The following is a 22,189-nucleotide window of genomic DNA, read 5'->3' on the forward strand; positions in this document are numbered from 1 at the left end:
GCGCTCAGTCCAGAGCGTCCTGGTAATCCTTGACGTACTGACTGGCCAGACTGGTCTTCTGCTGGTCGGTGAGCATCTTGCCGGCCTGCTGGAAGAAGGTGTGCTCCTCGTCTTCCAGATGATGGACGATCTTGTCCTTGAGCTTGCGCGCCGTGGCGATCCACGACGGGCTGGAGGGGTCGGTTTCCTCCAGGGTTTCCAGCAGCTCGTCCATCTCGTGGTGCTCGGCCACCCCATGGCGGGACAGATCAACCCCGGCATCGTGCTTCATCAGCGGTGAATAGAAGAACCGCTCCTCGGCCCGGGCATGGGCCAGCAACTCGTCCTTCAGCTCGCTGTAACGCTCTGCCCGCTCGGGCGAATCACCGGTGGTAGCGAGCAACGCCTCGGCCATCGCCCGCTGACGGTCATGACTCTCGCGCAACGCTTCGAATATCTGCATGGATCACCTCATCGGCTAACGGCTGTGCGCGGCCTTTAAAGGCCATCTGCAGGTTGTGACCGAAGCGGCGAAAAGCGGGTTCAACACTTCGCTACTCCAAACCTGGCACGGTGCTTATGCACGACGTCTACAAGCTGACGCATCCGACAAGTTGCTTGCCTCTTGTACAACCTACAGCGCATCATGCCGTCACTCTTTCTGCGGTACCCGCCGATGTCCCATCGCCCCGCCCCTGCACCGCATGACGAAGAAGAGCGCGTTCTGTCGCTCGAGCATCTCGACATCCTCGACTCGGTACCCGAGCAGAATTTCGATGACGTGGTGCTGCTGGCCACCACCCTGTGCGACACCCCGATTGCATTGGTTTCCCTGGTCGACCGCGAGCGCCAGTGGTTCAAGGCCTGCGTGGGTCTGGACGTGCGCGAGACGCACCGTGACCTGGCGTTCTGCGCCCATGCGATCCTCGAACCCGATGACGTGCTGGTGGTCGAGGATGCCACCGAGGATCCGCGCTTCCAGCACAGCGCTCTGGTGCTCGGCGAACCGCACATTCGATTCTATGCCGGTGCGCCGATTCGTACCGATGCCGGCCATCCGCTAGGGACCGTGTGCGTGATCGACACCAAACCACGCACCCTCCCTGCCCACCAGCGTCAGGCACTGCAGGCATTGGCCCGGCAGACTGCCGCTCTGCTGCAGCTGCGCCTGCTGGAGCAGCAACGCGAACGCCGCGCCAGCAAGCTGCTTGATAAGCTGGAACAGGCCAAGGCGCGGCATCGCAAGGCCGAGGAGTCGCTGCGCCATGCACGCCGCGTGTCGTCACTCGGCATGCTCACCGCCAGCATCGCCCACGATGTCAATAACCTGCTGCAGGTGCTCAGCACCAGCCTGCAGATGGCACAGCTACGCGCACGACGGCCCGCGGACGTCGAGCGCTTGACCCAGACTGGTCTGCAGGCGGTGGAGCAAGGCGGCAAACTGATCCGCCAGCTGCTCGCCAATGTACGCCAGGACGGCCCGGAGCTGGCCTGTGTGGATATCAGCGAGCGTCTTGATGCCGCCCGTGAGCTGCTGGCCGGCACCCTGGGCGACACCGTCACGCTGAGCTTCGATCTGAGTGCTCGCGATGTTGGCGTGATGTGCGACGAGGTGCAGCTGCAGGCGGTGATGCTCAACCTGCTCAGCAATGCCCGCGACGCCATGCAGGGCCGCGGCAGGGTGTTGATCACCACGCACCAGAAACAACTACTCGGCGACAAACAGCTGAGCGACGGCAATTATCTGGTGCTGAGCGTGCAGGACGACGGTCCTGGCATGTCTGCCGAGCTGGCGGCCAAGGTATTCGACCCCTTCTTCACCACCAAGCAGGCTGGCAAAGGCACCGGGCTGGGCCTGGCCCAGGCTCGCGAATTCGCCAACACCACCGGCGGCGACGTGCGCGTGCTGACGACTCCCGGCGCGGGCACCACCATGCAGCTGTACCTGCGGATTCTGGGGCGAATCAGCGGCGTCGATCGAGCAGGTTGACGATCAACCGGTCCGCCCAGCCCCAGACGCGCTGACGCACACGGGTCCAGAACGGCCGTGCCTGCCACATCTCAAGGTCCACTTCGCGGCTCTGCGGGAAATCGGTCTCGAAGCTCTGCTGCACCGCTGCAGTGAAGCCGGCGTCCAGCGTCTCGGCGTTGGCGTCGAGGTTGAAGCGCAGGTTCCAGTGATCGAAGTTGCAGGAGCCGACGCTGGTCCAGTCATCGACCAGCACCATCTTCAGATGCAGAAAACGCGGGCGGAATTCGAAGATGCGCACGCCGGCACGCAGCAACCGCGGGTAATAACGCTGCCCGGCAAAGCGCACCGGCGGGTTGTCGGTGTGCCGGCCGCTGAGCAGCAGGCGCACGTCGACACCGCGGCCAGCGGCCTTGCGCAGCGCCCGGCGCACACGCCAGGTGGGCAGGAAATACGGCGTGGCCAGCCACACCCGGTGCTGGGCGCCGTTGAGCGCGCGAACCAGCGATTGCAATATGTCGCGGTGCTGGCGGGCGTCGGCATAGGCCACCCGCCCCCAGCCTGGCCCCTCTTTTGGCAAGTGCGGCAACGGCTGACGGTGCGGGGTGAGATACGGGCGCCAGGCGAAGCGCGAGTTGTTGGCTTGCCATTGGCGGTCGAACAGCTGCAGCCAGTCAGCCACCAGCGGCCCGTCGATCTCCACCATCACTTCGTGCCAGGCGCTCTCGGGCTCGCCGGGCGTCCAGAAATCATTCGTCGAGCCGGTACCGCCGACGAAGGCCACGCGGCTATCGACCACCAGCAGCTTGCGGTGGTCGCGGTACAGGTTACGCACGCCGCGCCGCCAGCGCAGCGGGTTGTACCAGCGCAGCTGGATGCCGGCATCGAGCATGCGCTGGCGGTCGGCGGCATTCAGTGCCTGACAGCCGAAGGCGTCGAACAGGCAGCGCACCGCCACCCCTCGCGCGGCCGCCTCGCACAGGGCCCGTAGCAGCGCGTCGGTGCAGGCACTGCTACACACCAGGTACTGTTCGAGTTCCACCGTTTCACGGGCGGCATCGATGCAGGCGATCATCCGCGGGAAGAATGCCGGGCCGTCGTTGAGCAAGGTGAACTGATTGCCCTGACGCCAGGGATAGACCTGACCGGGCATCAGTCGCACACACAAAAAAGAGGGGAAAAACGGCGCATGACAGCTCGTCGACAACGGGGATGCGCCAAGATAGCCGGCGCCGTGCGCCTTGCAAAGGGCGGCGCCCATAAGCTGTCAGCGCGGCAGCTGATAGTCCTCGGGGCCGAGCAGGTCGAGCCCACACTCCAGGTTCTCGATCCAGTACAGAAAGGCGCTGATCATCTCGCCGCCCACGAACGGCCGGCCATGCTGCGGCACGATCATTTCCACGTCCATGTCGCGCACCATGGCGGCCCACAGGCGGCAGGCCTTGTTGCTGGTCATGTAGCGACGGTGAAAGCCGAGCAGGCTCGGCACATGGGCGGCAAAGTCGGTAACCGGGCCGCTGTCATCGAGCATCGAGGCGCCCATGTCGCCGGAAAACAGGATCTTGCTCAGCGGGTCATAGAGCTGGAAGTTGCCCACCGAATGCAGAAAATGTGCGGGCACCGCCTTGAGGGTGCAACGCCCGAGTGCGAAAGACTGACCGCGGTCCGGCAGCGCGGTGATGCGGTCATAGGTGTTGATGCCGCGGCTCAACGCCAGGTAGTTGGCCGTCAGGTGCGGCAGAAAGCGCGCCCACAACTTGGAACAGATGACCTGGGCTTTAGTGTGCAGCAGCCACTTGTCGAGCGAGGCGATGATGTCCGGGTCCTGGTGCGAGGCGAAGATGTAGGTCAGCTCCTGCACCGGAATGTGCTTGGACAATTCCATGCTCAGCGGCACGTAGGTCAGATCGCCGCCGGGGTCGAGCAACAGGTACTGGTCGTTATCGATGATCAGGAACTGGTTGGACTGCACGCCCTCGCCACTGACCAGGTCGTCGAACATCATGCAGCGGTGGGTGCCGTTATCGAACAGCACGATGGGGTCGCGGCGCATACCGGCACACCTGTCAGGCAAAGGCGCCGAGCTTAGGCAGTGGCCCCTGCGTACGTGATGACCTGGATCAGCAAAAGCCGCCGATATTTCAGCGTTGCCCACACATGCGGCAGCGCCCACCAGTCATCACGCCCGTGCAGCTCGAGCAGCCGCCGTTCAAGGTGCCACGCCGCCATTGCCAGATCTGCACCAGCCGCCGCGCCGCCCAGACCGCGCCCAAAGCCGGCAACACGCCCAGCCACGGGAACATCGCCCGCGCCCAGTCCGCTACCGCGCCGCCCTGCCGGGAAAGGATCGCCAGCCCCATCATGGCGACCACGCCTCCGATGATGAGGATGAAGGGTACGGCGAGGTTGCGGATGAAGAACATGGGCAGTGGGCGCTCGAGAGGCTCAAAGACGCCCATGGTAAGCAAGCCGCACCTGTGCTGCACGCCTGATCGCAGCCTGAGCGCTGTCACACAAGCATCACCGAACCTTCATGGGCGTGACACCGGCACTGCCTAGCCTGAGCCTGTTTCCTGAGTTCGCTCAGGTCTGCAGGTCAATCCGGCCCGTGCGCAGCGAGGCTGCCCGGGACGCAAAGGAGGTAAGGCATGACCCAGAACGCCATGGCACCCGAGCGCAACACGTCCCGTCGCCTGCAGGCCGAGCGCCTGACCACGCCACGCGCCCTGCGCGAGGCCCAGGCCCTGCGCTTTCGCGTGTTCAGCGCCGAATTCGACGCCAAGCTCAAGGGCGCCGAACTGGGCCTGGACATGGACGACTACGACCTGCACTGCCGCCATATCGGCGTGCGCGACCTGAACAGCGGCGAGCTGGTGGCCACCACCCGCCTGCTCGACCACCAGGCGGCTGCCAGCCTGGGCCGCTTCTACAGCGAAGAGGAATTCGCCCTGCACGGCCTGCGCCACCTGCAAGGCCCGGTGCTGGAAATCGGCCGCACTTGCGTGGATGCCGCCTACCGCAACGGCGGCACCATCGCCGTGCTGTGGGCCGAGCTGGCCGAAGTGCTCAACGAAGGCGGCTACCGCTACCTGATGGGCTGCGCCAGCATCCCCATGCAGGACGGTGGCATCCAGGCCCAGGCGATCATGCAGCGCCTGCGCGAACGCTACCTGTGCACCGAAAACCTGCGCGCCGAACCAAAGACGCCGCTGCCGGCGATGGAAGTCTCCGGCAATGTGATCGCTGAAATGCCGCCGCTGCTCAAGGCCTACATGCGCCTGGGCGCCAAGGTGTGCGGAGAGCCTTGCTGGGACAAGGATTTCCAGGTTGCCGACGTGTTCATCCTGCTCAAGCGCGACGAGCTGTGCCCCCGCTATGCCAAACACTTCAAAGCGGCAGTCTGATCGACGACTTGCCCACACTGGCCCGGCGCGGTAGAAAGGCCGCGCCGGTGCTGGCTATCTCGAAAAGCCGCGCGCCTTTCCGTTTCCCAACCTTGGCCCGATGTTGATGAGCAATCTGCGTCTGTATCTGCGCTTGACCCGCCTGGCAGCTGTACTGGCCGTCGGCACGCTGCTGGCCGCCTTTCTGGTGCCGGTCGAGCGCCTCACCCGCCGCAATCTGACAGGCCTTCGCCAGCACCTGACCCGCTGGTGGCTGGCCCGCCTGGGCAACGCCCTGCCCTTTCGCGTTCGTGTGCAGGGGCAACTGCCACGCAAGCCGATGCTGTGGCTGAGTAATCATATTTCCTGGACCGACATCCCGCTGATCGGCATGCTGGCACCGCTGTCGTTCCTGTCCAAGGCCGAAGTGCGTACCTGGCCGCTGGCCGGCTGGCTGGCCCACAAGGCCGGCACCCTGTTCATCCGCCGCGGCGCGGGGGACGGCGGGCTGCTCAACCAGCAATTGGGTCGCCACCTAGGCGGCGGCCGCCACCTGCTGATCTTCCCCGAAGGCACCACGTGCGACGGCGCCGCCCTGCGTACCTTTCACGGCCGCCTGCTGAGCAGCGCCATCGAAAGCGGCATCGACCTGCAGCCGGTCGCCATTCGCTACCTGCGCGATGGCCATCGCTGCAGCGTGGCGCCCTTTATCGGCGACGACGACATGCTCTCGCACCTGCTGCGGCTGATGAAAAGCGATGTGGCCGAGGTGGAAATCCAGTTGCTCGAGCCGATTGCCAGCAACTCCGGCAACCGCAACGAACTGGCCCGCCGGGCGCAGGCGGCGGTGAGCGAGGCGCTGTATGGACGGCAGCCGGAAGCGCAGGCTGCGGCTTGAAGCCGGCTCACCATCTTCCGAACTCATTTTTCCGCAGCGCAATGGCGACAGGGCAAAAGCGCAATCCCAGCGACCGCGTAGGAGCGGCTTTAGCCGCGAGCTTTCCCGGCGGATCCTTCCATACTCTCAGACCCTGCTGCGGTTGTAGCAGCGCGCCATGCGCGCGAAAAAATCACGGGCATGGCCCGCTCCCACGGGTAGTGCACTTGCGTGCATTCTCACTACATCGCGACCACTGCCCGTGGAATTACCAAGAGATCGATCACGCCCGCCGCAACTGCGGACTATCGCTCTGCAACCAACGTCTGAAAATCGGCTCTGCCAGAAACAGCACCAGAAACAGCCGAACCACCTGCATCGCCGTCACCAGTGGCACCGCCAGTTGCAGGGTCTCGGCCGTCAGGCTCATCTCGGCGATGCCGCCGGGCATCATCCCCAAGGTCAGTGATTGCACATCCAGTCCGCTTGCCCAGCTCACCAGCACCGCGCCGACGAAGGCTACGACCATCATCACCAGCGTGGTGAGCAGCGTGCGGGCCAGAAATGACGGAGCGTAGCGAAAGAACGCGCGGTTGAAGAAGCAGCCCAGAGCGCTGCCGATCATCAGCTGGCCGACCTGGCTGGCGCCCGCCGGCAGCGTGTTGTTCAGGTCGAAACCGATGCTCGCCGCGGCGCTGACCAGCAGCGGGCCGAACAGCCAGGGGTTGGGCTGGCGGTAGAGTTGTAACAGCCAGCCGGCCAACCCGGCCACCGGTAGGATCAGGGCCAGCCAGGGCCAGTCGACGTGAACCGTGTGGTGATGCGCCTCACCATCGCCCAGCAGAAACTTGAACACCGCAGGCACCAGCAGCACCACCGCCACCACGCGCAGGCTCTGCGCCGCCGCCACTCGAGTTAGCTCGGCGCCATTGCGGGCGCCGAGGTTGACCATTTCGCCAGAGCCGCCCGGCATGCTGGAAAAATACGCCGTGGCCATGCTTTCACCAGTGCGACGCATGAACCAGACGCCAGCGATGCTACTGAGCACGGTAATCAGTGCACCGACGATGATCGGCAGCAGATGCCCGCCGATCTGCGCCACCAACGCCGGCGTGAAGTGCAGGCCGATACCGATGCCGATGATCCACTGACCGACCTTGCGCCCGCCCGGCAACGGCTGCAGCTGCCAGGTGCTGAAGCAGCGCACCAGGATCACCGCCACCAGCGAGCCGATCATCCAGGGCAGCGGCCAACCGATATACGTCGCGATTACCGCGCCAAGGGCACCGACCAGCGGCGTTCCCAGGTGATTGCTCCAGTGGGTCTTGAACATTGCGTCCCCTTCGGTACGTGCACCAGCGGCCTGGTGATGGATCAAAATCGAGGTGGTCGCGGAAAACGGAAGGCGAATCTTGGATGTTTTTTATCGCTACGTTATTCACAGCCTGTCGAGCGCGACGGCATTAATCAGGAAATATTGCCGAAGGCCTCGTGAATCGACTCGACCATTATTGATCTTTAGAATAATAAAAAACAATCTACCATTGAAAAGCATCAGCTACCCGGCATCTTTTCGTGGCCTCGTTTACGTAGCAGAATGCAGCGCCTGCCCGCTGATCGGCGCCGGCGAACCACCCCAGACAGGAATCGACGCTCACTGCCATGGCCCAGGACAACACCCCGTCGGCGGTACTCACTGCCCTGCAGAAGCGCGTCGCCCGCGAGGTGATCGCCTACGTGCGCCGTGAGCGCCTGCCCATCGGCCACCACCTGGCCGAATCGCACCTGGCACAGACGCTGAACACCTCACGTACGCCGGTGAAGTTCGTGCTCAACCACCTCGCCGAGCGCGGCATGCTCAAGCACGACCGCAATCGCGGCTTCTTCCTGGCCCGCGCCGCGGAAGACCTCAACGAGCTGGTACAGGAAATCGCAGAGGCCGAGGAAGATTCGGTGTATCGCCGCTTCGTCGCCCTGCGCCTGTCGCGGCAGTTGCCGGAGCAGTTCACCGAGATCGAGCTGATGCGTCAGTTCGATGTATCTCGCGCGGAGCTGCGCGCGGCGCTGCTGCGTATGCAGCAGGAAGGCTGGGCCGAGCAGCGTAGCGGCCAAGGCTGGAAGATGCTGCCGGTGATCGACTCCATCGAGGCTTACGAGGAGAGCTTCGCCTTTCGCTCGATCATCGAGCCGGCCGGTCTTTTGTCGCCGACCTTCCAGGTCGACCGCGAGCTGCTGGCCAGCTGCCGCAAGCAGCAGGCGTTCATCGCCGAGGGCGGTTACCTGAGCATGACCATCGAAGAGCTCTACGAAGCCAACTCGCGCTTCCACGAGATCATCGCCGGCTTCTCCGGCAACCGCTTTCTGCTGCAGTCGCTCAAGCGCCTGGATCGCCTGCGTCGCCTGGTCGAATATCGCGTGGATGTGTCCCGCGAGCATCGCCGCGCGCAAGTCGAGCAACACCTTGAGATTCTCGACCTGATCGAACAGGGCGACCGCCTCGCCGCCGCCGACCGCATGCGCGCGCATCTGGAAGGCGCACGACGCAAGAAGGTCGACGCCACGCTGTTCGACAAATTGCAGAACACCGGTCAGGACTGATAACCGGCTGCGGCTCGCTCAGCCAACGGCGGGTGTCAGTGCCTCGCGCTGCTCCCGGGCGAAGGCCATCAGCTCGGGATAGAACACGCTGAAATCCTCGCTCAACGGCTCGTAGAGACGGCGCAGCTCGTCCAGCCCGCCATCCAGCAAGCCTGGCCGTGACAAGCGCCGCGACATACCGGCGATCACCTGCCCCAGCACCTCGAACTCCTCGTAGCTACCCAGCCAGTCCTGCGCCGCCATACGTGGGGCGATGCGCTGCAGGCTGCCGGGCAGCTGCGGTTCGGCGGCCAGCACGCGATAGACGCGGCTGGTGAAATGCTGCAGCGGCTGGTCGCTGTAGCGCTGCCAGTCGCGAGCCAGGCAATGATCGAAGAACAGGTCGAGAAAGATCCCGGCCACCCGCCGCCGCTCGACGGGAAAACGTGCCCGCGCCCTGGCCTGCAGCGGATGGTTGTCGGTAAAGGCGTCGATGCGCCGATGCAAGGCGATGCCCGCCTCGATTGTAGCCGGCCATTGCCCGGCCAGCGGCCCTTTGACGAAATCGCCATACAGGCTGCCAAGCAGTTCGGCGGGCGCATAGCCGCCCAAATGAAGGTGTGCGAGGTAGTTCATGCCGCCCAGCTTAAAGCCTCGGTCGGCTGACCGCGATAGGCGCGCCATCATGCCGCTCGATATGCACTATCTCCTTGAACGATCTGTATATCGCCAAGTCTCGATATAAAGTTCGCCCCATCGCGATATACCGTTGCAGCTGCGCAGGAGAGCCGATGAGACCCGAAGAGTTGGACCTGGACGAAGTGATCAAGGCCCTGGCCCACCCCGTGCGCCGCGAAATTCTGCGCTGGCTGAAAGAGCCCGAAGCGCACTTCGTGCAGCCCGATCACTCCTTCGAAATCGGCGTATGTGCCGGCAAGTTCGACCAGGCCACCGGGCTGTCTCAATCCACGGTTTCGGCCCACCTGGCCACCCTGCAGCGCGCCGGCCTGGTAACCAGCCGCAAGGTTGGCCAGTGGAATTTCTTCAAACGCAACGAGGCGACCATCGCGGCCTTTATCGAGCGCATCACCCGTGAGCTCTGAGCAATATGCGTTGCAACCAGAACTGTTAACCCGTCCATCAACCCGTACCAAGCGAATGTTTCGAGGATCTAGGCAATGACCACACTGTTCGACCCCATCAAGATCGGCGATCTGGAACTCGCCAACCGCGTCATCATGGCGCCGCTGACCCGTTGCCGCGCCGACGAAGGCCGCGTGCCCAACGCCCTGATGGCCGAGTACTACACGCAACGCGCCTCGGCTGGCCTGATCATCAGCGAAGCCACCTCGGTCACGCCCATGGGCGTGGGCTACCCGAACACGCCCGGCATCTGGTCGGACGACCAGGTGCGTGGCTGGAGCGGCATCACCAAAGCGGTGCACGCCAACGGCGGCAAGATCGTTCTGCAACTCTGGCACGTGGGCCGCATCTCCGACCCGGTCTACCTGAACGGTGAACTGCCGGTCGCTCCCAGCACCATCAAGCCAGCGGGCCACGTCAGCCTGATCCGCCCGATGAAGGACTACGTGACTCCGCGCGCCCTGGAAACCGAAGAGATCGCTGATGTAATCGAGGCCTACCGCCAGGGCGCCGAGAACGCCAAGGCAGCCGGCTTCGACGGTGTGGAAATCCATGCCGCCAACGGCTACCTGCTCGATCAGTTCCTGCAGGACAGCACCAACCAGCGCACCGACAACTACGGTGGCAGCCTGGAAAACCGTGCCCGCCTGCTGCTGGAAGTCACCGATGCGGTATTGAGTGTGTGGGAGCCGGGCCGCGTGGGCGTGCACCTGGCGCCGCGCGCCGACAGCCACGACATGGGCGACTCCAACCGCACCGAAACCTTCACCTACGTGGCGCGCGAGCTGGGCAAGCGCAATATCGCCTTCCTGTGTGCCCGTGAGCACGAAGCCGACGACAGCCTGTCGCCAAGCCTGAAAGAAGCATTCGGCGGTGTGTTCATCGCCAACGAAGGCTTCACCAAGGCTCAGGCCAACGCCTGGCTGGCCGCTGGCAAGGCCGACGCCGTAGCCTTCGGCGTGCCCTTCATCGCCAACCCGGACCTGCCCGAGCGCCTGCGTCAGGACGCGCCACTGAACGAGCCGCACAAGGACACCTTCTACGGCTCCGGCCCGGTTGGTTACATCGACTATCCGCGTCTGTAATTTTCTTGAGCTCCAACAAAAAGCCCGCGTAAAACGCGGGCTTTCTCATACCTGCGACTCGGATCAACGCGCGTCGATCTGCTGCTGCAGGTTCTGAATCTGCGCCTGCAGGGTATTGATGCTGCGGGTGGTCTGCGCGCGATAGGCATCGAATTCGGCGGTGCTGCTGCCGCTGTTACTGGCCGCAGGGCGGTTGTCCAGTTCGCTCTTGAGCACCAGCATGTCCTGCTCCAGACGCTCGACCGCGGCGTTGGAGTTGCCGGCCTTTTTCAGTGCGTCGACTTCGCCGGACAGGCTCTTGATCTGGGTCGCCAGCTTGCCGGCGTCACCCTGGCTGCTCTTCAGCGAAGCCAGTTCGGTTTTCAGATTCGCCAGTTCGGTTCTCAGCGCGTCCTGGCCGCTGCCCAAGCTCTTCAGGCTGTCGCCGTACTTGCCGGCATCGCCCTGAGCGGTCTTGAGGTCAGCGACCAGTTGCTCGATGCGCTTGTCCTGGCCGCTCTGCTGGCCACCGGCAGCCTGCTGCTGCTTACTCAGCTCGTTCAGCTTGTTCTCCAGCTGACGCACCTGCAGTTTCAACGCTTCGCTGCCGCTGGTGGAGGTCGACTCGGCCGCCACCACCTTGCCGGAAATATCCTGAATGCGCCCGGCGGCTTCCTCGCTGATGCGCGCGAAGCTTTCCTGAGTCGCCACCAGTTGCTGCTCCATCAGGCTGATCTGCTGAAAGCTCCACCAACCCAGGCCGGCCAGGGCGATGCTCAGGGCACCAACCAGCGCCCACAGCGGCCCGGTGCTGGCCGCGCGCGGCGCCTTGGCGGCACGTGGCGCCGCGGCAGCACGAGCGTAGGGCTGCGGCTCGGGCTCGAAATCGTCGTCATCGCGGCGATCCGGAGTCAGGCTGGGTACGTCATCGAAGTCGTCGTGGGCATCGTTACGCATGTGGGAGACCTTGAGAAAACCAGGGTGGAGGCAAAGTGCCGCGCAGTATACCGATTCACGGCTGTCGCTAGGGTGTCGCAGTGCCAGTAATCGGGGGTTCGCAACGGCCTTTATTGGCCACAGAGACCCACAGCGAGCGGCTCGGGTTCCGCGACAGCCTAATGCGGGCGCCTAGCTCTGCGCTCTCCACCAGCGGCAGAACTCGTCAAGCGCCGGCCACAGGCCATGGCTTGCCTGATAGTCCAGATGCTCCCGGGCCTGGCTGATGTCGAGGGAAAAGTTGCGGCTCATCACGTCCACCGCCAGGCGCGTCAGCGCGGGCTCCGGCCGACCGGGCAGCAGGCTGCACACGCCTTCACTGGCCACCGCCAGGCTGCGCGCCACAGCAACCGGCACATGACGGGTGACCGGTGGTAATTCCAGCTGGCGCAGCACGTAGTTGACCACGTCCCACAGTGGCAGCGGCGCGCCATTGCTAATGTTGTAGGCCTTGCCGAGCGCCGGGCCGGCGGCCAGCAAGGCGCCGAACAGTGCGTCGTTGAGGTTGTGCACGCTGGTGAAGTCGACCTTGTTGAGGCCGTTGCCGATGATCGCCAGACGGCCCTTGCGTTGCAGGGCGATCATCCGCGGAAAGATGCTCACGTCCCCAGCCCCGGTAACGAACCGAGGGCGCAGCGCAAGCACTTCCAGGCCAAATTCCTGAGCGCCGAACAGGCGCTGCTCGGCGAGGAACTTGGTGCGTGCGTAATGGTTGGCGAAGCGTTTGGGCACCTGCTCTTCGCGCAGGCCCATGTGATCGCGGCCATCGAAATAGATCGACGGCGAGGACAGGTGCACCAGGCGGCGCACACCGCGCTTGAGGCAGGCTTCGATGACGTTCTCGGTGAGTACCACGTTGCCCTGGTGGAAATACTCGTAGCGCCCCCACAGACCCACGGCGCCGGCACAGTGCACCACAGCCTCGACGTCGCTGCACAGCGACAACGCCAGCTCGGGATCGGCCAGGTCGCCCGACGTGAACTGCGCGCCGCGGCGAATCAGGTGCTCGAACGCTACCTCACGGCGGCCGGTGACGCGCACGTCCAGGCCCTGCTCGAGGGCGAACCGCGCGAAACGCCCGCCAATGAACCCGCTTGCTCCGGTGACCAGAATCTTCATCACGCCCTCCGCCCGCTGCTGCGCGCACTATAAGTGCGTCTTACTGCCAGCGACAGCGGTGCTCATGCCAGCGGCACCAGATAATCGCCGGTATGACGTTGCAGGTGCCGGGTCAGTTGATCGAGCAGCTCGCCACCGTTGCGCCAGTGGTGCCAGTACAGCGGCACGTCGACGGGTCGGCCAGGCAGCAGCTCGACCAACTCGCCGCGAGTCATGGCCTCGGTCATCTGCGGTTCAGGCACCATGCCCCAGCCCAGCCCTTCGGCAGTCAGGCGCAGGAAGCCTTCGGACGAGGGGCACAGGTGATGCAGAAAGCTGCCCGACAGGCCCAGCTCGCTCAGGTAGCGATGCTGCAGTTGATCATCCGGGCCGAACACGATGGCCGGCACCTGGGCGATGCGCGCGGTGCTAACTCCGCCCGGAAAATGCCGGGCGATAAAGGCCGGGCTGGCCATGGCACGGTAGCGCATGGCGCCCAGCGCCAGGCTCCGCGCGCCGGATACCGGGCGTTCTGCAGCACACACGCAGGCGGCCACGTCACCGGCGCGCATGCGCTTGAGGCCAACCTCCTGGTCCTCGACCACCAGTTCCAGCAGCACCCGGTGGCTGGCGCAGAAGTCCGCTACGGCTCTTGCCCACCAGGTGGCCAGGCTGTCGGCGTTGATGGCGATGCGCAGGCGCTGGGCTTCGCCGTCCGCTTCCAGAGCCGGCACCTGTCGCTGCAGGTCGCGTTCTAGCAGGCGCACCTGCTGCACATGGTTGAGCAGCTGCCGGCCCACATCGGTGGGTGTCGGCGGCGTGGCACGCAACAGCACCGGTTGGCCGATACGTGCCTCCAGCAATTTGATGCGCTGCGACACCGCCGATTGCGACAGACCCAGCACCTGGGCGCCGCGCTCGAAACCAGCCTGTTCGACGACCGCAGCAAGAGCGGCCAACAACTTGTAATCGAGCATCGATTTTCCTAATGAGCGATCAGCACTATTGTTTTTTCTTATACAGATGATCCGCGCAGACTGACAGCCATCAACCGCATTGCTGCGCACTTCAAGGACTCTCATCATGTGGCAGAGCTACACCAACGGCCTGGCGATCACCGCCGGCCTGATCATCGCCCTCGGCGCGCAGAATGCCTTCGTACTCGCGCAAAGCCTGCGCCGCGAACATCATCTGCCTGTGGCGCTGCTGTGCATCGTCTGCGACGCGCTGCTGATCAGCGCTGGCGTGTTCGGCCTGGCGACCCTGCTGCTGCAGAGCGAATTGCTGCTGGGCATCGCCCGCTGGGGCGGCGCCGCGTTTCTGATCTGGTACGGCGTCCAGGCCCTGCGGCGCGCCTGCCGCCCAGCCGGGCTGCAAACCGAGACCGGCGCCTCGCGATCGTTGCGCGCGGTCCTGCTGGCGACCCTGGCGGTGACTCTGCTCAACCCCCACGTATACCTGGACACCGTGCTGCTGATCGGCTCGCTTGGCGCTCAGCAGCCGGTTCCCTCGGCCTATGCAGCGGGTGCGGCCAGTGCGTCGATGCTGTGGTTCCTGTGCCTGGCCTTCGGCGCCGCCTGGCTCGCGCCCTGGCTGGCCCGCCCGCTGACCTGGCGGATCATCGATCTGGTGGTCGCGGCCATGATGTTCGCCATCGCCTGGCAACTGATCGCCAGCCCGCTGTAACGCCAGCATCACCGCGGCCCCAACTGTTATGCTGGGGCCCGCCTGACCCTAGGGTCTGTTGCCGTTTCAACGCGAGCCGCGTTGTCGCGAGAAATCTCGCCAGGCCGGGCGGCGATCCGCTAGGCGGAGGACGCAGGGAATGGTTGTTCCCTTGCCAAGTCCTCCAACGACGCATGGCGAGATTTCCCGTACAACCCGAAGGGCCGGGCCCGTTTTGTCGCGATGCTGCGTTTCTCGCCGGCTCATTTTAGCTAGCTAAACTTCGCGGCTCGTGCCTTGCCTCGCGACAAAACGGGCTCCGGCGCGGCCGTGCGTGAAACAGCAACAGACCCTAGGGAGCAGCCGTGGAAACCAGCGTCTTTGTGATGGTCATTGCCGCCGCGGCCCTGCACGCCGGCTGGAACGCGCTGCTCAAGATCGGTCTGGACCGCTTTCTCACCGCCTCGCTGATCCAGATCGGTGCCGGCATCGTCGCCCTCCTCGCCCTGCCTTTCGTGGCCGTTCCTCATGCAGCCGCCTGGCCATGGATCATCCTCTCGGCGCTGCTGCATATCGGCTACAACCTGTTCCTGAGCCGAGCCTACCAACATGGCGATCTCGGCCAGGTCTATCCGATTTCCCGGGGCAGTTCGCCACTGCTGGTGGCGCTGCTTTCAATTCTCTTGCTCGGCGAAGTATTGCCCGCCGGCCAGTGGCTGGGCCTGAGTGTGCTGGTTGGCGGCATCTGGCTGATGGCGATCCGCGGCGGCCACGGCAAGAGCAGCAGCGGCCTACTCATCAATGCGCTGCTCACCGCCCTGTTCATCGCCGGCTACACCCTGGCCGATGCCAGCGGCGCCCGCGCCAATGGCGACCCGCTGTCCTATTCGGCGTGGCTGTTCGCGGTCAACGGTCTCGTCGCCGCGCTGGTGATCCTAGCCCAGCGCGGCCATACCGTGGTCTCCGCGCTCGGCCCGCACTGGCGCGCCGGCCTGCTCGGCGGCGCCATGTCGATGCTGGCCTATAGCATCGCCATCTGGGCCATGACCCACGCACCTGTGGCGCTGGTTTCGGCACTGCGCGAAACCAGCGTGGTGTTCGCCCTGCTGATCGGCCGGCTGTGGCTCAAGGAAAGCCTGCCACCGCTGCGCGCCATGGCCTGCCTGATCATTCTCGCCGGCGTAGCGATGATGAAACTGGCCTGAAACGACCCGCAACGGCTCTGGCAAGCTATCCCGCACAGTTGCTGCGTGGTTATGGCGTAGCCCCGGTGCTATGATCCTTGCCCTGCGTCGCAAAGGGTATAAACCCGCCGACGCAAGTTTGGCCGCCCGTGATCGGCCTTGCGCTCATCGCAACTGACCTGATTAGGAGAATAACCATGGCTTTCGAATTGCCGCCGCTGCCCTACGCACACGATGCTCTGCAGCCGCACATCTCCAAGGAAACGTTGGAGTACCACCACGACAAGCACCACAACACCTATGTCGTGAACCTGAACAACCTGGTGCCTGGCACCGAGTTCGAAGGCAAGAGCCTGGAAGAAATCGTCAAGACTTCATCCGGCGGCATCTTCAACAACGCCGCCCAGGTGTGGAACCACACCTTCTACTGGAACTGCCTGAGCCCGAACGGCGGTGGCCAGCCGACCGGCGAACTGGCTGCAGCCATCGACAAGGCCTTCGGTTCCTTCGACAAGTTCAAGGAAGAGTTCAGCAAAGTCAGCATCGGCACCTTCGGTTCCGGCTGGGGCTGGCTGGTGAAAAAGGCTGACGGTTCCCTGGCTCTGGCCAGCACCATCGGCGCCGGCTGCCCGCTGACCAGCGGCGACACCCCGCTGCTGACCTGCGACGTCTGGGAACACGCTTACTACATCGACTACCGCAACGTACGTCCGAAGTATGTCGAGGCGTTCTGGAACCTGGTCAACTGGGACTTCGTGGCGAAGAACTTCGCTGCCTGAGCCCTGCCTAGGTAAGTAAAGATGCCCTCCTGATGCGAGTCAGGGGGGCATTTTTGTATCCACCATAAATTCACGGCCGCGACGAGCGGCCTCAAGGCCTGTCGTTTTTTTCCGAAACAGACCCTGGGTGCGACAAGATTGGGCGTCGCGCACATGCGGCCTTTGACTGGCACCGCGAGTTTGCCAATACTCAACCCAATCCGGCGCCGGTTATCGCACAAGGAACTGCCATTTGAAGCTGGAACTCAAGCACAGCTTGTCCGTGAAACTGCTGCGCGTGGTGCTGTTGTCCGCGCTTGCCGTGGGCGTGGTGCTAAGCCTCGGGCAGATCGTGTTCGACATGTACAAGACCCGTCATTCGATCACCAGTGACGCCCAGCGTATCCTTGGCATGTTCCGCGACCCTTCCACCCAGGCGGTCTACAGCCTGGATCGCGAGATGGGCATGCAGGTGGTCGAAGGCCTGTTTCGCCACGACTCGGTACGTGAGGCCTCCATCGGCCATCCGGGTGAGCAGATGCTCGCCGAAAAGAGCCGCCCCCTCGCCGACCTGCCCATGCGCTGGCTGACCGACCCGATTCTCGGTGAAGAACAGCGCTTCAGCACACGCCTGGTTGGCCGCGAGCCGTACAACGAATATTACGGCGACCTGAATATCACCCTGGACACCGCGTTGTACGGGGAAAGCTTTCTCACCAACTCGGTGATCATCTTCATCTCCGGCGTGCTGCGCGCACTGGCAATGGGCCTGGTGTTGTATTTGGTCTACTACTGGCTGCTGACCAAACCCCTGGGCCTGATCATCCAGCACCTGAGCAATATCAACCCGGACCGCCCCAGCGAGACCAAGCTGCCGATGCTAGCCGGCAACGAGCGCAACGAGCTCGGCCTGTGGATCAACACTGCCAACCAGCTGCTCGCCTCGATAGAACGTAACACCACCCTGCGACGCGAGGCGGAAACCAGTCTGCAGCGCATGTCGCAGTACGATTTCCTCACCAGCCTGCCCAACCGCCTGCAATTGCAGCAGCAACTCGAACAGATCCTCGAAGACTCCGGGCGCATGCAGCGCCGCGTCGCGGTGCTGTGCGTCGGTCTGGATGACTTCAAGGGCATCAACGAACAGTTCAGCTACCAGACCGGCGATCAGTTGCTGCTGGCCTTGTCCGACCGCCTGCGCAGCCACAGTGGCCGGCTCGGCGCCCTGGCGCGCCTGGGCGGCGACCAGTTCGCCCTGGTGCAGGCCGATATCGAGCAACCCTACGAAGCTGCCGAACTGGCGCAGAGCGTGCTCGACGACCTGGAAACGCCCTTCACCCTCGACGACCATCAGGTGCAACTGCGCGCCACCATCGGCATCACCCTGTTCCCGGAAGATGGCGACAGCCCTGAAAAGCTGCTGCAGAAAGCCGAACAGACCATGACCCTGGCCAAGAGCCGCTCGCGCAACCGCTACCAGTTCTACATCGCCAGCGTCGACAGCGAAATGCGCCGCCGCCGCGAGCTGGAAAAGGACCTGCGCGACGCCCTGGCTCTGAACCAACTTCACGTGGTCTACCAGCCGCAGATCAGCTACCGCGACCACAGCGTGGTCGGCGTCGAGGCATTGTTGCGCTGGCAACATCCGCAGCATGGCTTCGTCGGCCCGGACCTGTTCATCCCGCTGGCCGAGCAGAACGGCAGCATCATCCCCATTGGCGAATGGGTACTCGACCAGACCTGCCGCCAACTGCGTGAATGGCATGATCAGGGTTATGGAGAGCTGCGCATGGCGGTCAACCTGTCCACCGTGCAGCTGCACCACGCGGAGCTACCGCGGGTGATCAACAACCTGATGCAGATGTACCGCCTGCCCGCCCGCAGTCTTGAGCTGGAAGTCACCGAAACCGGCCTGATGGAAGACATCACCACCGCTGCCCAGCACTTGCTGAGCCTGCGCCGCTCCGGCGCACTGATCGCCATCGACGACTTCGGCACCGGCTACTCCTCACTCAGCTACCTGAAGAGCCTGCCGCTGGACAAGATCAAGATCGACAAGAGCTTCGTGCAGGATCTGCTCGAAGACGAAGACGACGCCACCATCGTGCGCGCCATCATTCAGCTGGGTAAAAGCCTGGGCATGCAGGTCATCGCCGAAGGCGTGGAAACCGCCGAACAGGAAGCCTACATCATCGCTCAGGGCTGCCATGAAGGTCAGGGCTACTACTACAGCCGGCCGCTGCCTGCACGCGAGCTGACTCAATACCTCAAGCAGTCCAGCCGCTCGCAGCGCCTGATTAACCCCGCCACGCTTTGACAGACCGCTGAAAAACTACCTAGCCGCTGGCGTTTTTTAACGGTCTGTTCAATCCCCTCTCCCACCCAATCGCGCAAACCGCGCGATTGGGTGGTGGCACATCGACCCTTTGCTTAAAATGCAAATCTTTCGCATTATGTTACAGCTCGCGTGGAGCCCCATGCGTACTCCCCATCAACATGCAAAGGATTTCGTCATGATTCGTATGCCCCTGGCCTCTGCCAGCCTGCTGACCATCGCTATCGCCCTGGCGGGCTGCGGCGAAGACAAGGCGCCTGCCAACCAAGCCGCTGCCCCGGCTGCGCAGGCGACCAGCAGTGCACCTGCAGCAGCCGGCGCCTTCGACGAAGCCGCTGCAAAGGCCGTGGTCAAACACTACGCCGACATCGCCTCGGCCGTGTTCGACGACGCCGCCAGCACCGCCAAGAAGCTGCAGAGCGCCGTCGATGCCCTGCTCGCCAACCCCAACGATGAAACCCTGAACGCCGCCCGCCAGGCCTGGCTGGCCGCTCGCGTGCCTTACATGCAGAGCGAAGTGTTCCGCTTCGGCAACACCCTCGTCGACGACTGGGAAGGCCAGGTTAACGCGTGGCCCCTGGACGAAGGCCTGATCGACTATGTCGATGCCGATTACCAGCACGCCCTGGGCAACCCGGCGGCCAGCGCCAACATCATCGCCCACACCGAAATCCAGGTTGGCGAAGACAAGATCGACGTCACCGAAATCACTCCGGACCTGCTCGCCAGCCTCAACGAGCTGGGCGGCTCCGAAGCCAACGTCGCCACTGGCTACCACGCCATCGAATTCCTGCTCTGGGGCCAGGACCTGCACGGCACCGGCCCAGGCGCTGGCGAGCGTCCGGCTACCGACTACGTTGTGGGTAACGACGCCACCGGCGGCCACAACGAGCGCCGCCGCGCCTACCTGAAAGCTGCCACCGATCTGCTGGTCGCCGACCTCGATGAAATGGCCGGTCAGTGGAAAGCCGGCGTGGCCGACAACTACCGCGCCACCCTGGAAGGCGAATCCGCCGAGAACGGCCTGCGCAAGATGCTGTTCGGCATGGGCAGCCTGTCCCTCGGCGAGCTGGCTGGCGAGCGCATGAAGGTCGCCCTGGAAGCCAACTCCACCGAAGACGAGCACGACTGCTTCAGCGACAACACCCACAACTCGCATTTCTACAACGGCAAAGGCATTCGCAACGTCTACCTGGGCGAGTACAAGAAGGTCGACGGCAGCACCCTGACCGGCCCGAGCCTGTCCGAGCTGGTGGCCAAGGCTGACGCCGCCACCGACAGCACCGTGAAGGCCGACCTGCAAGCCACCGAAGCCAAGCTTCAGGCGCTGGTCGACAGTGCCGAGAAGAACAATGTGCACTTCGACCAGCTGATCGCCGCCGACAATGCCGAAGGCCAGCAACTGGTTCGCGACGCCATCGCCGCCCTGGTCAAGCAGACCGGTGCCATCGAGCAGGCCGCCGCCAAGCTGGGCATCAACGACCTGAACCCGGACACCGCCGATCACGAGTTCTGATCGACGCGCTGACCGCGTAACGAAAAGCCGGTGTGAGCGTTCGCACCGGCTTTTTTATTGGGCCCATGACCGCAAGGGTCGCTTTTGCTCTGAATGTTCATGGAGTACCTCGCCTGTAGTGGCCTGATGTATCGGCCGATTAAACGCAAATCCATCTTATTTAAACCGGCGCGGACTGCTAAGATTGCCGCCCTCGATTTCAGCTCTGCGGATCCATCCATGCCCGCGTCACCCGGTCGCCTGCTGCCATTGCTGTGTTTGGCTCTCGGCCTGAGCGCCTGCGATCAGTCGCCCACCTTCACCAGCGCCGAACCCGGCGAAGCGCTATCCGGCGGCGCCGCCACCGTCTCGCGTAGCGACCGCGTGGCCTTCTCCCTGCCCTCCGCCAACCTGGCGCCTGAGCGCCGCCTGGATTTCAGCGTGGGCAACAGCTTCTTCCGCAACCCCTGGGTAATCGCGCCGTCAACCACCACGGCCCGTGACGGCCTCGGCCCGCTGTTCAACACCAACGCCTGCCAGAACTGCCACGTGCGTGATGGCCGCGGCCATCCGCCGGAGCCGGGCAGCGTCAACGCCGTGTCGATGCTGGTGCGCCTGTCGATTCCGGCCGGCGATGCCGATCGCGCCGCACTCGAGCGCCTTGGCGTGGTGCCCGAGCCTACCTACGGCGGCCAGCTGCAGGACATGGCCAATCCCGGCATCGCTCCGGAAGGCAAGGTGCGCGTCGAGTACAGCACCGAACAGGTACGCTTCGCCGACGGGCACAGCATCGAACTGCGCAAACCGCAGCTGAACATCACCCAACTGGGCTATGGGCCTATGCATCCGGATACGCTGTTCTCGGCGCGCGTCGCCCCGCCGATGATCGGCCTCGGGCTGCTCGAAGCGATTCCCGAAGCGGCGATCCTCGCCAACGCCGACCCGGACGACCGCAACGGCGACGGTATTCGCGGCCAAGCCAATCGGGTGTGGGACGACGCGCGCCAGGAGACGGTGCTGGGCCGCTTCGGCTGGAAGGCCGGGCAGCCGACGCTCAACCAGCAGAACGCCCACGCCTTCCTGCAGGACATGGGCCTGACCAGCACTCTCTTGCCCACCGACGGCTGCACCGAGGCGCAGACCGCCTGCCGCCAGGCGCCCCACGGCGGCGAGCCTGAGGTCAGCGATAACATCATGAGCATGGTGCTGTTCTACACCCGCAACCTCGCTGTACCGGCGCGGCGCAAGGTCGGCGATGCCCAGGTGCTGGCCGGCAAGACCCTTTTTCATAGCGCCGGCTGCCAGGGCTGCCATACGCCCAGTTTCGTCACCGCCGCCGATGCTGCCGAACCGGAGCTGGCGGGCCAGACCATCTACCCCTACACCGACCTGCTGCTGCACGACATGGGCGACGGCCTGGCCGATGGCCGCAACGAATTTCGCGCCAACGGTCGCCAATGGCGCACCGCGCCGCTGTGGGGCATCGGCCTGACCGAAACGGTCAGCGGCCACACCCAGTTCCTGCACGACGGTCGTGCCCGCAATCTGCTCGAAGCCATCGCCTGGCACGGCGGCGAAGCCGAAGCGGCCAAGCAGCAGGTGCTGCAATTTTCCAGCGAGGAGCGCGCCGCGCTTCTGGCGTTTCTGAACTCACTGTAAGGAGCCG

At 64.2% G+C, this 22,189-nt stretch carries 21 protein-coding genes; 12 read left to right on the plus strand and 9 right to left on the minus strand.

Translation table 11 applies throughout. The features are described 5' to 3' along the window. Positions 1-4: 4 nt before the first annotated feature. The gene (locus FB481_RS12725) at positions 5-442 is read right to left on the minus strand and encodes a hemerythrin domain-containing protein (protein WP_147176635.1); all 438 of its coding nucleotides are present in this window, start codon (positions 440-442) and stop codon (positions 5-7) included. Between the two features lie 213 nt (positions 443-655). Here FB481_RS12725 and FB481_RS12730 point away from each other — a divergent pair, with 213 nt between their 5' ends. Then, positions 656-1,969, plus strand: coding sequence for a sensor histidine kinase (locus FB481_RS12730; RefSeq protein WP_147176636.1), 1,314 nt, complete (start codon positions 656-658; stop codon positions 1,967-1,969). Here FB481_RS12730 and FB481_RS12735 read toward each other — a convergent pair. The 3 genes from FB481_RS12735 to FB481_RS12745 all read right to left on the minus strand — a co-directional run bounded on the left by FB481_RS12735 (position 1,944) and on the right by FB481_RS12745 (position 4,407). After that, a complete protein-coding gene (locus FB481_RS12735) occupies positions 1,944-3,101 on the minus strand; it encodes a phosphatidylserine/phosphatidylglycerophosphate/cardiolipin synthase family protein (protein WP_147176637.1) in 1,158 nt (385 codons plus the stop codon). The genes FB481_RS12730 and FB481_RS12735 overlap by 26 nt on opposite strands. A 114-nt stretch (positions 3,102-3,215) precedes the next feature. Next, the gene (locus FB481_RS12740) at positions 3,216-4,001 is read right to left on the minus strand and encodes an MBL fold metallo-hydrolase (RefSeq protein ID WP_147176638.1); all 786 of its coding nucleotides are present in this window, start codon (positions 3,999-4,001) and stop codon (positions 3,216-3,218) included. 88 nt (positions 4,002-4,089) lie between these two features. Then, complete coding sequence (locus FB481_RS12745; RefSeq protein WP_147176639.1) at positions 4,090-4,407, minus strand: hypothetical protein; 318 nt, start codon at positions 4,405-4,407, stop codon at positions 4,090-4,092. 189 nt (positions 4,408-4,596) lie between these two features. On the opposite strand from FB481_RS12745, the gene olsB reads away from it, so the two are divergent. Continuing rightward, the gene (olsB, locus tag FB481_RS12750) at positions 4,597-5,352 is read left to right on the plus strand and encodes an L-ornithine N(alpha)-acyltransferase (protein ID WP_093506088.1); all 756 of its coding nucleotides are present in this window, start codon (positions 4,597-4,599) and stop codon (positions 5,350-5,352) included. A gap of 106 nt (positions 5,353-5,458) precedes the next feature. Continuing rightward, positions 5,459-6,229: a 1-acyl-sn-glycerol-3-phosphate acyltransferase gene (locus FB481_RS12755; protein WP_093506090.1), complete on the plus strand. Its 771-nt coding sequence runs from the start codon at positions 5,459-5,461 to the stop codon at positions 6,227-6,229. A 262-nt stretch (positions 6,230-6,491) separates the two neighbouring features. Here the strand turns inward: FB481_RS12755 and FB481_RS12760 are convergent, their stop codons facing one another. Continuing rightward, a complete protein-coding gene (locus FB481_RS12760; RefSeq protein WP_093506092.1) occupies positions 6,492-7,541 on the minus strand; it encodes an AbrB family transcriptional regulator in 1,050 nt (349 codons plus the stop codon). 329 nt (positions 7,542-7,870) lie between these two features. Between FB481_RS12760 and FB481_RS12765 the strand changes: the two genes are divergently transcribed. Beyond that, entirely contained in the window at positions 7,871-8,806 is a 936-nt protein-coding gene (locus tag FB481_RS12765) for a GntR family transcriptional regulator (protein WP_093506094.1), read from the plus strand. An 18-nt stretch (positions 8,807-8,824) separates the two neighbouring features. Here the strand turns inward: FB481_RS12765 and FB481_RS12770 are convergent, their stop codons facing one another. Then, entirely contained in the window at positions 8,825-9,421 is a 597-nt protein-coding gene (locus tag FB481_RS12770; RefSeq protein ID WP_147176640.1) for an ACP phosphodiesterase, read from the minus strand. Between the two features lie 155 nt (positions 9,422-9,576). Between FB481_RS12770 and FB481_RS12775 the strand changes: the two genes are divergently transcribed. Together FB481_RS12775 and FB481_RS12780 are read left to right on the plus strand one after the other, a co-directional pair. Continuing rightward, on the plus strand, positions 9,577-9,888 hold the full coding sequence (locus tag FB481_RS12775; RefSeq protein WP_093506096.1) for a helix-turn-helix transcriptional regulator: 312 nt from the start codon (positions 9,577-9,579) through the stop codon (positions 9,886-9,888). A gap of 75 nt (positions 9,889-9,963) precedes the next feature. Further along, positions 9,964-11,013: an alkene reductase gene (locus tag FB481_RS12780; RefSeq protein WP_147176641.1), complete on the plus strand. Its 1,050-nt coding sequence runs from the start codon at positions 9,964-9,966 to the stop codon at positions 11,011-11,013. 63 nt (positions 11,014-11,076) lie between these two features. Here the strand turns inward: FB481_RS12780 and FB481_RS12785 are convergent, their stop codons facing one another. The 3 genes from FB481_RS12785 to FB481_RS12795 all read right to left on the minus strand — a co-directional run bounded on the left by FB481_RS12785 (position 11,077) and on the right by FB481_RS12795 (position 14,063). After that, complete coding sequence (locus tag FB481_RS12785) at positions 11,077-11,949, minus strand: ATPase (RefSeq protein WP_147176642.1); 873 nt, start codon at positions 11,947-11,949, stop codon at positions 11,077-11,079. 171 nt (positions 11,950-12,120) lie between these two features. Further along, positions 12,121-13,107: an NAD(P)-dependent oxidoreductase gene (locus FB481_RS12790; RefSeq protein WP_147176643.1), complete on the minus strand. Its 987-nt coding sequence runs from the start codon at positions 13,105-13,107 to the stop codon at positions 12,121-12,123. A 62-nt stretch (positions 13,108-13,169) separates the two neighbouring features. Continuing rightward, positions 13,170-14,063 (minus strand): LysR family transcriptional regulator ArgP, encoded by an 894-nt coding sequence (locus tag FB481_RS12795; RefSeq protein WP_093506106.1) that lies wholly within the window; start codon positions 14,061-14,063, stop codon positions 13,170-13,172. A gap of 106 nt (positions 14,064-14,169) precedes the next feature. On the opposite strand from FB481_RS12795, the gene FB481_RS12800 reads away from it, so the two are divergent. From FB481_RS12800 to FB481_RS12825, 6 genes are all read left to right on the plus strand, one after another. Continuing rightward, positions 14,170-14,772 (plus strand): LysE/ArgO family amino acid transporter, encoded by a 603-nt coding sequence (locus FB481_RS12800; protein ID WP_147176644.1) that lies wholly within the window; start codon positions 14,170-14,172, stop codon positions 14,770-14,772. Between the two features lie 344 nt (positions 14,773-15,116). Beyond that, entirely contained in the window at positions 15,117-15,956 is an 840-nt protein-coding gene (locus FB481_RS12805) for an EamA family transporter (RefSeq protein ID WP_147176645.1), read from the plus strand. 176 nt (positions 15,957-16,132) lie between these two features. Continuing rightward, entirely contained in the window at positions 16,133-16,714 is a 582-nt protein-coding gene (gene sodB, locus FB481_RS12810) for a superoxide dismutase [Fe] (protein ID WP_013790284.1), read from the plus strand. Between the two features lie 232 nt (positions 16,715-16,946). Further along, complete coding sequence (locus FB481_RS12815; RefSeq protein WP_093506112.1) at positions 16,947-19,010, plus strand: bifunctional diguanylate cyclase/phosphodiesterase; 2,064 nt, start codon at positions 16,947-16,949, stop codon at positions 19,008-19,010. Between the two features lie 196 nt (positions 19,011-19,206). Next, complete coding sequence (locus tag FB481_RS12820) at positions 19,207-20,544, plus strand: imelysin family protein (protein ID WP_147176646.1); 1,338 nt, start codon at positions 19,207-19,209, stop codon at positions 20,542-20,544. Between the two features lie 219 nt (positions 20,545-20,763). Beyond that, positions 20,764-22,182 carry a di-heme oxidoredictase family protein gene (locus FB481_RS12825; protein ID WP_147176647.1) on the plus strand — a complete coding sequence of 473 codons (1,419 nt, stop codon included), beginning with the start codon at positions 20,764-20,766 and terminating at the stop codon, positions 22,180-22,182. Positions 22,183-22,189 lie beyond the last annotated feature (7 nt).

Origin of the sequence: Pseudomonas sp. AG1028, from assembly GCF_007993955.1 — a bacterium.
GTDB lineage: Bacteria > Pseudomonadota > Gammaproteobacteria > Pseudomonadales > Pseudomonadaceae > Aquipseudomonas > Aquipseudomonas straminea.